At 43.4% G+C, this 11341-nt stretch carries 9 protein-coding genes; 7 read left to right on the plus strand and 2 right to left on the minus strand.

Annotation, left to right across the window (positions count from 1 at the left end; translation table 11 throughout):
- Positions 1-197: 197 nt before the first annotated feature.
- Both ACSSVW_RS14410 and ACSSVW_RS14415 read right to left on the minus strand, forming a co-directional pair.
- Positions 198-860, minus strand: coding sequence for a response regulator transcription factor (locus ACSSVW_RS14410; RefSeq protein ID WP_036973567.1), 663 nt, complete (start codon positions 858-860; stop codon positions 198-200).
- 100 nt (positions 861-960) lie between these two features.
- Positions 961-3252, minus strand: coding sequence for a TonB-dependent receptor (locus ACSSVW_RS14415; protein WP_036973565.1), 2292 nt, complete (start codon positions 3250-3252; stop codon positions 961-963).
- A gap of 294 nt (positions 3253-3546) precedes the next feature.
- On the opposite strand from ACSSVW_RS14415, the gene ACSSVW_RS14420 reads away from it, so the two are divergent.
- The 7 genes from ACSSVW_RS14420 to ACSSVW_RS14450 all read left to right on the plus strand — a co-directional run bounded on the left by ACSSVW_RS14420 (position 3547) and on the right by ACSSVW_RS14450 (position 11337).
- Positions 3547-4848: a GntP family permease gene (locus ACSSVW_RS14420; protein WP_036973562.1), complete on the plus strand. Its 1302-nt coding sequence runs from the start codon at positions 3547-3549 to the stop codon at positions 4846-4848.
- 9 nt (positions 4849-4857) lie between these two features.
- A complete protein-coding gene (locus ACSSVW_RS14425) occupies positions 4858-6048 on the plus strand; it encodes an E22 family MetX-like putative esterase (protein ID WP_454179554.1) in 1191 nt (396 codons plus the stop codon).
- 4 nt (positions 6049-6052) lie between these two features.
- Positions 6053-6814: a 3-hydroxybutyrate dehydrogenase gene (locus ACSSVW_RS14430; protein ID WP_036973558.1), complete on the plus strand. Its 762-nt coding sequence runs from the start codon at positions 6053-6055 to the stop codon at positions 6812-6814.
- Positions 6815-6823: 9 nt separating this feature from the next.
- The gene (locus ACSSVW_RS14435) at positions 6824-7531 is read left to right on the plus strand and encodes a CoA transferase subunit A (protein ID WP_075594213.1); all 708 of its coding nucleotides are present in this window, start codon (positions 6824-6826) and stop codon (positions 7529-7531) included.
- A gap of 11 nt (positions 7532-7542) precedes the next feature.
- Positions 7543-8202, plus strand: coding sequence for a 3-oxoacid CoA-transferase subunit B (locus ACSSVW_RS14440; RefSeq protein ID WP_454179555.1), 660 nt, complete (start codon positions 7543-7545; stop codon positions 8200-8202).
- Positions 8203-8428: 226 nt separating this feature from the next.
- On the plus strand, positions 8429-10516 hold the full coding sequence (fusA, locus tag ACSSVW_RS14445) for an elongation factor G (RefSeq protein WP_454179556.1): 2088 nt from the start codon (positions 8429-8431) through the stop codon (positions 10514-10516).
- A 401-nt stretch (positions 10517-10917) separates the two neighbouring features.
- Positions 10918-11337, plus strand: a complete 420-nt coding sequence (locus ACSSVW_RS14450; protein WP_036973553.1) for a hypothetical protein — start codon at positions 10918-10920, stop codon at positions 11335-11337.
- Positions 11338-11341 lie beyond the last annotated feature (4 nt).

Raw genomic sequence — 11341 nt, forward strand, 5'->3', positions numbered from 1 at the left:
ATTTTTATCGGTATATGCTTGTTACGAACACATAAGCGAGGAGTGTGCCAAGATTTAAGTTATTAAAATATATAGTGTTTTGTTTTTAATGCGGAAGGTAAATTCCCACTAATGGGAATTTTAAATAAAAACGGGAGTCGCGTTTATTGCTGTGGTTTATTAATGTGGGTTTAGTACAGTACTCGTTGTCTTCTATTTTAGTTGTCTTCTATTTTACCAACCTGCGAAAGCTGATTAAATAAAATACCTGCCTGAGTACGGTTATACACATTGAGTTTGCGTAAAATGGCTGATACATGCTGTTTAATGGTGGTTTCTTGAATCGACATTTCAAAAGCAATTTGTTTATTGAGTAAACCATCGGCAATCATCGCCAGCACGCGGTATTGTTGTGGGGTGAGTTTTTCAAGGTTACGAGCAAACTCACTCTGCTCATCATTGATTACCACATCGGTTAAATCAACTTCAGGAGGTAACCACGTATCGCCATTTAGCACATGACTAATTGCTTCGCTGATCACATCAAGAGACGATGACTTAGGAATATAGCCAGCTGCACCTAGGCTCATTGCTTGTTTAATAATGGCGGGTGTTTCATTGGCTGAGACCATAATGACTAAAATATCGGGGTAGTGATTACGCAATTGCGACAGGGCCTGCAGACCATTTGCACCAGGAATGGTGAGATCTAAAAAAATCAGCTCAATTTCTGGGTGAGCGGCTAATAATGTAAATAAGCCATCAATATCACTGGTTTCTTTTATGTGTTCTTCAGGCACAGATGTTGCGGCCGCTTGACGAAGTGCACTTCTAAATAACGGATGATCATCGGCGATTATGGTGTTCACAGCTAAAGACATTCCCTCGATTCTCCAATGCGTTATGTTATAAGTGATTTTACAGTTGGAAACAAGGTTTGCCTGAGGGGAAGTATCAGGCAAACCTTTCTCACACAAGGATTTAGAAACGGTAACCTACGGTGAAAGCGACAGTGCGAGGGTCGCCGTAGTAACCGATTAGCGTATTATCACCCCCTAAACCTGGGGTGTATTTGCTAGTATCGGTAGGGTCGCTTGGATCAGGTGCTACGAATTGGTAACCCCCAATCATGTACTCTTCGTCGGTTAAGTTTTTACCGTAAAGACCCGCCGTCCAATGACCATCAGTGCTGTACCATGTCACACCCATGTTGAAGATACCGTAAGCATCTTGCGTTAATAGGCTGTCTTCTTCGAACAGTGCATAATCACCACGGTAGTAGTAATTACCATTGACGACAAAGTCACCCATTTCAGTGTACATACGGTATGTTGCACCTAAATTAAAGGTTAAGTCAGGCGTATTTGAAACGCTAAAGCGGTCTGACTTGTCAAATGCTTCACCTGTTTCAGGATTGTAATCAATAACATTGTCGAAGCTACTGTCGATATAACCGACTGAGGCATCAAAGCTGAGTGATTCTGTGGCTACGTAATTAAGTTCAAGCTCAATACCGTCTGATTTAGATTCACCAATGTTACCTAAACGTTGGTTTAAATCAGCTGCACTGTCGCCCGGTAGTACAGAAATATATTGGCGGTCTTTATGATCAAGGGTAAATACGGTGACGTTTGCACGTAAATTATTGTTCCATTCGCTCTTCATACCCATTTCGAAAGAATCAACAATTTCTGGTCGTGCAGCTGGCTCTGCGGTTGTTGCACGCGGGTTGAATGTGCCTGATTTAAAGCCTTGCGCATAACTTGCGAAGAACATAATGTCGTTTGAGTATTGGTACTCAACACCTGCACGAGGTGTAAAGCGTGACCACTCTTCTTCATCATCAAGTACGGTAGGGACTAGCTGGCCTTCTGGGCGCACATAACCTGGGATCCAGTCTGATTCAGGATAAACAATGTCAAATACAAGGCCGTTGTTAACAATGGCCTCTTTGCTGTCTTTGGTGTAGCGCGCACCTAATGTCATTGACCATTTTTCACTCAAATCAATCGAGCCTTGTATATAGGCTGCTTTACTATTTGAATTACTACAGCCGCTTACTTCACGCGTTAATCCCGCAGCGCCTAAGCTTTGACCTAACACACCTAAAATAGCCTCAAATTGACCACATGACTCACCATCGTAATAGTAAAGGCCTGACACCAACTTGTAGTTATCGCCTTGATGGTTTAGTTGAATTTCGTGTGTCGTTTGTTCGTCATCGTAAATAGCCGGTACGTCAAAAATAGGCAGTGAGGTGTTATCAAAGTCAATATTGGTTGGTGAATAACTTTCACGGCTCGAACCGATGTATTTAACACTGGTGCGGTCGCTCATATCCCAACGTGCAGTTAAGCTGTAACCCTCAAGCTCTACTTTATTCCATGTTGGTAAGCTGGTGTATGAGTCGTATACGCTGTCGGGGACTGGCGCATCCGTGAGTAAGCTTGGTAGTAAACGGTAGCCGCCTTTGGCGTTCGATTTATCTTCTGTTTTATCCCACGCTAAGCGGAAGAATAAGTCATCTGTTGGTGTGTATTCTAATGTAACACGAGCTGCAGTGACATCTTTGTTGTAGTTTTCGCGGTCTTGGTTATCAAGTGCTGAGGTTAAAAACTCACCAAAGCCATCACGGTTTAATGTAGCAAACCCAAAGCCCACATACAGTTTTTCGTCAACAATAGGCAGTTGACCTGTGATTTTAAGGTCCTTTTGGTTGTAGCTACCCACTGTGCCCTGCACATTTAACATGGCATCGCCGCTCATTTCTTTGGTGACATACTTAATTGCGCCACCAATGGTATTTTTACCATACAGCGTCCCTTGTGGACCACGAAGTACTTCGATTTGTTGTACGTCTAGTAGGTCGAGTACCGCACCTTGTGGACGCGCTAAATAGACGTCGTCAATATAGATACCGACACCAGGCTCATAGCCCCACAGTGGATCTTGCTGACCTACGCCACGAATAAATGCAGTAATGGTTGAGTTAGTACCACGGCTTGCTTGTAGTGTGGTGTTAGGTGAAAACTGCTGAACTTCGGTCATCACTGATATGCCATTTTCAGCCAGCTCTTCAGCACCAATTGATGTCACTGCAACAGGTACTTCTTGTAGGTTTTCAACGGTTTTACGCGCTGTTACCTGAATGCGTTCAAGTTCACCTTTCTTGGCTGCAGGTTCTGCTTGATCAGCTGCTTGCGCATTCACACCTGCTAAAGCAAGGGAGACTGCCAGAGTAAGTGGCGCGACTTTTGGGTTAAGCTTTATCATGTTGTATTCCTTGTTATTGTTGTCATTTGTCTTGTGGCCACTCACGATGATGTTGCCTAAGACTCATAATATTTGCCCGTGTCACCTGTCAGTTAATGTAGAAGATAGTTGCGAAAAATGAATTAGTACCATAGTGCTATACCCGCTATAGGCCTTTATTTATCAAGCTTTTAAGCTATTTTTAAAGCAGATAGTACCTTAGTGTTATGTCTTTTTTTGGCGCTTAAGGTAAGACTGAATGCATTATTCCGATGTCACCTCATCTGTTTAATAACAATAATTATAGGAATGTCTATGCTGAGCATGATAGGACTGTTAGGCGGTTTAATACTGCTGATCATTTTAACGTTGCGTGGGGTAAATTTATTTATTGCCGCGCCAATCTGTGCGCTACTTGTCGCACTCAGTAGTGGCATGGCTATTTTTCCTGTGTCGGCTGACTCAAACTTTATTAATGCCTACATGGACGGCTTTGCTGGTTTCTTAAGTGCGTGGTTCTTTATGTTCTTGCTGGGATCTTTATTCGGCAAGTTTATGGAAGACACGGGTGCGGCAGACAGTGTGGCAAGTTATATTGTGGGTAAACTAGGCATGAAGCACGCGGTGCTTGCTGTGGTGATTGCGTGTGCTGTATTAACGTATGGTGGCGTTAGCGTGTTTATCGTAGCGTTTTCAGTCTACCCAATGGCACTTAGTTTGTTTAAAGATGCCAATTTACCGCGCCGTTTTATTCCAGCGACCCTCGCATTTGGCTCAGTGACCTTTACCATGACCTCGGCTGGTTCACCTGAAATCCAAAACTGGATCCCCGTGAAGCACTTAGGTACCTCGCCTTATGCTGCATGGGAAGTGAGTTTAGTGGTGGCTATTTTCATGGCTATAGCAGGCTATTTTTGGTTAAACAAAATGATCAAAAAAGCGGTGGCTAATGGCGAAACTTTTGAAGCGCGTGATGACGACCCGGTAATAATTGAACGTCGTCGCCCGCACCCAATTACGGGGGTGATCCCTTTGATTGTGGTACTGCTTTTATCATTTACTTTACACGATGTGTTACAGCAAACAGCACTGATCGTTGCGTTGCTGGGAGGGGTGTTAAGTATTGTGATTATTAACTTTAAGCATTTTCACGATATGGGGAATGCCATTAATGTGGGCACAACCGGGGCATTGGTCGCTATTGGTAATACCGCAGCAGTTGTTGGTTTTGGTGCGGTGGCTAAGGTGTCACCTGCGTTTACTGCTGCTGTGGATGTAATGACGCATATGCCTGGCAATGAACTTGTAGGGGCTGCGGTTGCCGTGAGTGTCATTGCGGGTTTAACTGGTTCGGCTTCTGGCGGGCAAGCCATTGCATTACCCCTTGTCGCACCTGGGTATTTAGATATGGGTGTGAACCCAGAGCAACTACACCGTGTGGTGGCAATTAGCTCGGGCGCACTCGACACCTTGCCGCATAATGGCTATGTGGTAACGACAATACGCGCTATCTGTAAAGAAACGCATCAACGCGCTTATTGGTCAATGGCAGCGCTAACAGCGGTTATTCCGCTCATAGGTGTGGCATTGGCACTTGGACTCTTTATTTTATTTTAAGGAACAGCAATGAAAACTAAATTAATAATGTTGCTATGGTTGGTTGTATTTAGTTGCACAGCGTTTGCTGCTGATAACACACCACCTCAGACAATGCTGGTAGAAAAACAGCATTTTACGACAAAGGACTTTACCACTGTCTCTGGCGTGACTTTACCTAAAGTCGATATTGGTTGGGAAAGTTACGGTAAATTAAATGCCAACAAAGATAATGTGATTTTAATTACCCATTATTTTTCGGGTACCTCACATGCTGCGGGTAAATATAAAGCAGATGATGCATTACCAGGGTATTGGGATGCGATCATCGGCCCAGGTAAGGCGATTGATACTAATAAATATTTTGTGATCAGTTCAGACACCTTAGTGAATGCGAATTGGCACGATTCTAATGTGATCACCACAGGTCCTGCATCGATTAACCCAAAAACGGGTAAACCCTATGGTTTGGATTTTCCTGTTGTGACGATCACTGACTTTGTTAATGTGCAAAAGCGTTTATTAGACAGCCTAGGCATTAATAAATTACATGCAATAATGGGCGCATCTATGGGCTCGTTTCAAGCGCTTGAATGGGCAACACGTTACCCTGATAAAGTAGAGCGTTTAATTCATGTCATTGGTGCGGCAACGATGGACGCATGGACTGTCGCAGCACTTGAAAAATGGGCTTTACCAATTCGCCTTGATAAAAATTGGCAACAAGGTAATTACTATGGCAAAGAGCGCCCGTTAGAGGGGCTTGCTGCAACCATGCTCAATATCACTCAAGATGCAATGCACCCGATTATTTACAATGCCAGTTTCCCAGATTTTAACGTTCTAGATGACGGGGCGTTAAAAGACATTCGCACTTTGCCTAAATTAAACCAAGTGCTTGCACAGCGTGCAATGGCGCGTGCGCAAACTCAAGATGCGAACCATGTATTGTATTTGGTCCGGGCATCACAATTATTTACGGCGGGTATGCAAAGTGATTTAACCAGTGCACTTAAAAACGTATCTGCAAAAACCTTACTGCTTCCTGCAAGTAACGACTTATTGCTACGCCCTGAAAACATGCGCGCTGTGTATGAAACCATGAAAGCGCAAGGTAAAGATGTCACGCTTTCTGAAATCGAAGGCGGTTGGGGGCACCTTGATGGCCTGTTCTCAATTGCGCCTAAGGCGCAGCTTATCAGTGAGTTTTTAGAGGAGTAACCCGATGAGCAAAACAGTTTTAATTACCGGTGCTGCCAGTGGTATTGGCCTGTATATTGCCCAGCAACTTGCGATGCAAGGGCATACCATTATTGTCACTGATTTAAATCAACATGCGGCGCAGCAAGCAGCAGCAGGAATTGTAGAGCAAGGCGGCAGCGCTGAAGGCTATGCACTGAATGTGGCAGATAGCACTGCGATAGAGCAATTTTTTACTGAGCTAAATCAGCCGATTGATGTTCTTATTAATAATGCGGGTATTCAGCATGTTGCCAAGCTTGAAGACTTTCCGGCAGATAAATGGCAGTTTTTACAACAGGTAATGCTTGTTGGTCCGGCAATGATGACCAAAGCGGTATTGCCGCGTATGCGTAAGCAAGATTTTGGTCGCATCATTAACATTGGCTCAATTCATGCCATGGTCGCCTCTAAGTATAAGTCGGCTTATATCGCAGCAAAACATGGCTTAATTGGCTTTGCAAAAACCATGGCACTCGAAACGGGTGATGCCAACATCACGATTAATACGGTGTGTCCGGCGTATGTGAAAACCCCGCTGGTGGAGCAGCAAATAGCGTCTCAAGCGAAAGAACATGGCATTTCTGAGCAGCAAGTGATCGACACCATTATGCTTGCACCTATGCCGAAAAAGGCATTTATCGGCTTAGATGAAATACTGCATACCGTGAGCTTTTTAATGGCGGATGCAGCAAGAAATATTACTGCGCAAGCAATCGCCATTGATGGCGGTTGGACAGCACAATAGGAGGAGCCCATGGCTGGTTTTGATAAAGTAGTAACAACGTATAGTGATGCAATGGCAGGCCTTGAAGATGGCATGACTGTCATCGCTGGCGGCTTTGGCTTATGTGGCATTCCCGAAGGTCTAATTGCTGAAATTAAACGTCAAGGCACGCGTGATTTAACCGTCGTGTCGAATAACTGCGGCGTAGATGGTTTTGGCTTAGGTGTGTTGCTCGAAGACAAGCAGATCCGCAAAATGGTGGCGTCGTATGTCGGCGAAAACGCGTTATTTGAGCAGCAATTATTAAACGGTGAGCTTGAGGTTGAGCTCACACCGCAAGGCACCTTAGCTGAAAAAATGCGTGCTGGTGGTGCGGGTATTCCTGCATTTTATACCGCGACGGGTGTGGGTACACCGGTCGCTGAGGGTAAAGAAACCCGCAATATTAATGGTCGCGATTATTTATTAGAGCCAAGTATTACGGGTGACTTTGCGATAGTAAAAGCGTGGAAAGCAGACCGTTACGGCAATTGTATTTATCGACATACGGCAATGAATTTTAACCCGATGGCGGCAACCGCGGGCAAAATTACGGTTCTTGAAGTTGAAGAAATCGTTGAGCCAGGGGAGCTTGAGCCAAGTCAAATTCACACACCGGGTATCTATATTGACCGCGTGATTAAAGGTGAATTTGAAAAACGCATCGAGAAAGTTACCACTAAGCAAGAGAGTCAATAAGGAGCACGCAGATGGCATTATCACGAGAACAAATCGCTAAACGCGTGGCGATGGAATTACAAGACGGTTACTACGTTAATTTAGGCATTGGAATTCCAACCTTAGTCGCGAATTATGTCCCTGATGGCATCGAAGTGATGCTGCAATCAGAAAATGGCTTACTCGGCATGGGGCCCTACCCAAGTGCAGATCAAGTCGATGCCGATATGATCAACGCCGGTAAAGAAACGGTCACCGCAGCAACGGGGGCGGCTATTTTTAACTCTGCAGAAAGCTTTGCCATGATCCGCGGTGGACATGTCGATTTAACGGTACTGGGTGCCTTTGAAGTTGACCAAAACGGTAACATTGCCAGTTGGATGATCCCGAAAAAGTTAGTTAAAGGCATGGGAGGCGCAATGGATTTAGTGGCAGGAGCGAAAAACATTATTTGCACCATGACGCACGCCAATAAACACGGTGAATCAAAGCTACTAACAGAGTGTAGTTTACCGCTCACTGGTGTTGGTTGTATTAATAAAGTGATCACCGATTTAGCGTTATTAGAAATTAAAGACGGTGCATTTCATTTATTAGAGCGTGCCCCAGGTGTTTCGGTTGATGAGATTATTGCAAAGACACAAGGCAAACTTATTGTCTCGGGTGACATTCCTGAGATGGCATTTGATTAGGCGTTTTTTCGCATTATTTCGAATCTCTTTTTATTTTTGGAGACATAAAATGACTCCTTGGCACCTTAACATCACTTTAACGGCACTTTAAAAAGTGCCGCTTATCCTTTGCATATAAAAATTTTATAAAATTGATTGCATTTTAAGCGACTTCTATGGTGATGTTCGCTTTAAGTAATGCTATACTCCCGCCGAATAATTTTTCGACTTTATTAAGAGTAAAATAATGGCAGATTTATCGAAGTACAGAAATATTGGTATTTTCGCCCACGTTGACGCGGGTAAAACTACCACCACTGAGCGTATCCTTAAGCTTACGGGTAAAATTCATAAGACTGGTGAGGTACACGACGGTGAGTCTACTACTGACTTCATGGAACAAGAAGCTGAGCGCGGTATTACAATCCAATCAGCAGCTGTAACTTGTGAGTGGAAAGGCCACCGCTTAAACGTTATCGATACTCCGGGACACGTTGACTTCACAGTAGAAGTATACCGTTCACTTAAAGTACTAGACGGTGGTATCGGTGTATTCTGTGGTTCTGGTGGTGTTGAGCCACAGTCAGAAACTAACTGGCGTTATGCGAACGAATCAGAAGTTGCACGTGTAATCTTCGTAAACAAACTAGACCGTATGGGTGCTGACTTCTACCGCGTAGTTGGTCAAGTAGAAAAAGTACTTGGTGCTAACCCACTAGTTATGACTTTACCAATCGGTATCGAAGACCAATTCTGTGGTGTTGTAGACGTACTTGAGAAAAAAGCATACGTTTGGGACGAGACAGGTCTTCCTGAAAACTACGAAGTACAAGACGTTCCAGCTGACATGGTAGACAAAGTTGATGAATACCATGAGATGCTAATCGAGTCTGCTGTTGAGCAAGACGATGAGCTAATGGAAGCGTACATGGAAGGTGAAATGCCTTCATTAGAAGAAATCAAGCGTTGTATCCGTAAAGGTACTCGTGATCTTGCGTTCTTCCCAACGTTCTGTGGTTCTGCATTCAAAAACAAAGGTATGCAATTAGTACTAGACGCGGTTGTAGATTACCTACCTGCGCCTACAGAAGTTGATCCACAGCCTCTAACTGATCCAGAAACAGGTGAAGCGACAGGTGAAGTAGCAACAGTTTCTGCTGATGAGCCACTTAAAGCGCTAGCGTTCAAAATCATGGACGACCGTTTCGGTGCACTTACATTCATCCGTATCTACTCAGGTCGTATGAAAAAAGGTGACACAGTACTTAACTCAGCAACAGGTAAAACTGAGCGTATCGGCCGTATGGTTGAGATGCAAGCTAACGACCGTAACGAGATCTCTGAAGCGCAAGCGGGTGACATCATCGCTGTTGTTGGTATGAAGAACGTTCAAACTGGTCACACGCTTTGTGATCCTAAGCACGAATGTACACTTGAAGCGATGATCTTCCCTGATCCAGTTATCTCAATCGCTGTTGCGCCTAAAGACAAAGGCGGTAACGAGAAGATGGGTATCGCGATCGGTAAGATGGTTGCAGAAGATCCTTCATTCCAAGTTGAAACTGACGAAGATTCAGGCGAAACAATCCTTAAAGGTATGGGTGAGCTTCACTTAGATATCAAAGTAGATATCCTTAAGCGTACTTACGGCGTAGACCTAGTTGTTGGTCAACCTCAGGTTGCTTACCGTGAAACTATCACGAAAGAAATCGAAGATAGCTACACGCACAAGAAACAATCTGGTGGTTCTGGTCAATTCGGTAAAATTGATTACCGCATCAAGCCAGGTGAAGCTAACTCAGGTTTCACATTCACGTCTTCAGTTGTTGGTGGTAACGTTCCTAAGGAATTCTGGCCTGCAGTTGAGAAAGGCTTTAAGTCTATGATGGATGAAGGTGTTCTAGCTGGCTTCCCAGTATTAGACGTTGAAGTAGAACTTTTCGACGGTGCTTTCCACGCAGTTGACTCATCAGCAATCGCGTTCGAAATCGCTGCTAAAGGCGCTTTCCGTCAGTCTATCCCTAAAGCGGGTGCACAACTTCTTGAGCCAATCATGAAAGTTGACGTGTTCACACCAGAAGACAACGTAGGTGACGTAATCGGTGACCTTAACCGTCGTCGTGGTATGATCAAAGACCAAGAAGCAGGCGCAATGGGCGTTCGCATCAAGGGTGAAGTACCACTTTCTGAAATGTTCGGTTACATCGGTCACTTACGTACTATTACGTCTGGTCGTGGTCAGTTCTCTATGGAGTTCTCACACTACGCACCATGTCCACAAAACGTAGCTGAAACTGTAATCGCTGCAGAAAAAGAGAAAAAAGCTGCTAAGTAATTAGCCTTTTAACTTCTTAAAAAAACCCGCACTTGTTGCGGGTTTTTTATTGCCCGCCAAGCTCGATTACAAATAACACATCTAAATTAATCTTCTATTCAGTACTTCTTTATTAATGTTCCCAATATGATCACGGTTTTTAGTATTGGTTTTATTTTCATAATTACCAAATAAGTACTAAGTGGTTTGATGTGCATGATTTTTGTACAAATTTATTTTTAATCTAAAAAGCTATGCTTTTTAGTAAGTTGTGAATTAATCATTTTGTTCTAGTCTAAAAGTCTTATTTTGTACCTTGTGTACCTTTTTTGAACGGTGTAGAATTGCCTTGCGAATGATTAGTTAATCATTTTGTATTAAAAGTCCTGCTTATTTTTATTAAAAATTAAAGATATATTCTCATGAAAACGATTAAGTTAAGTCCAAATTGGACCGTACAGGGAAGCAAGTTAGTGCTGGCTAGTCTTGTTGCATTTAGTGTTAACATTATTGGTACGTCATTACTGATGTTTATTTTGCCAGTTTTACTGTTTATCACGGTATTAAACTTTTTGCAGATCCGTTTTTTACACTGCTACAAAGCAGGCATTTGCTATTCTCGTGGTTTTGGTAAGCGTTATATAAATGCTGAAGAGATTAAAGCCATTGAGTTTAAGAAAGTGGCCTTTCTTACGGTGTTTAAGATTAGCCTTGAGAATGGTGAAAAATACCATTTTAGTAATTGGCAAATTAATGAAGAGCAGCAATTAGCAATTACGAAGTTGTATAAAGTAAACAAAGGCTCTAGTACATTTAAGGCACATGTAGAGTGTAAGGCTTAAATCG

The sequence above is a fragment of the Pseudoalteromonas sp. MBR-15 genome (assembly GCF_053628915.1).

Coding starts and splice junctions, on each gene's coding strand:
- ACSSVW_RS14410 (WP_036973567.1), bottom strand. CDS start 860: ATGTCTTTAGCTGTGAACACCATAATCGCCGATGATCATCCGTTATTT.
- ACSSVW_RS14415 (WP_036973565.1), bottom strand. CDS start 3,252: ATGATAAAGCTTAACCCAAAAGTCGCGCCACTTACTCTGGCAGTCTCC.
- ACSSVW_RS14420 (WP_036973562.1), top strand. CDS start 3,547: ATGCTGAGCATGATAGGACTGTTAGGCGGTTTAATACTGCTGATCATT.
- ACSSVW_RS14425 (WP_454179554.1), top strand. CDS start 4,858: ATGAAAACTAAATTAATAATGTTGCTATGGTTGGTTGTATTTAGTTGC.
- ACSSVW_RS14430 (WP_036973558.1), top strand. CDS start 6,053: ATGAGCAAAACAGTTTTAATTACCGGTGCTGCCAGTGGTATTGGCCTG.
- ACSSVW_RS14435 (WP_075594213.1), top strand. CDS start 6,824: ATGGCTGGTTTTGATAAAGTAGTAACAACGTATAGTGATGCAATGGCA.
- ACSSVW_RS14440 (WP_454179555.1), top strand. CDS start 7,543: ATGGCATTATCACGAGAACAAATCGCTAAACGCGTGGCGATGGAATTA.
- fusA (WP_454179556.1), top strand. CDS start 8,429: ATGGCAGATTTATCGAAGTACAGAAATATTGGTATTTTCGCCCACGTT.
- ACSSVW_RS14450 (WP_036973553.1), top strand. CDS start 10,918: ATGAAAACGATTAAGTTAAGTCCAAATTGGACCGTACAGGGAAGCAAG.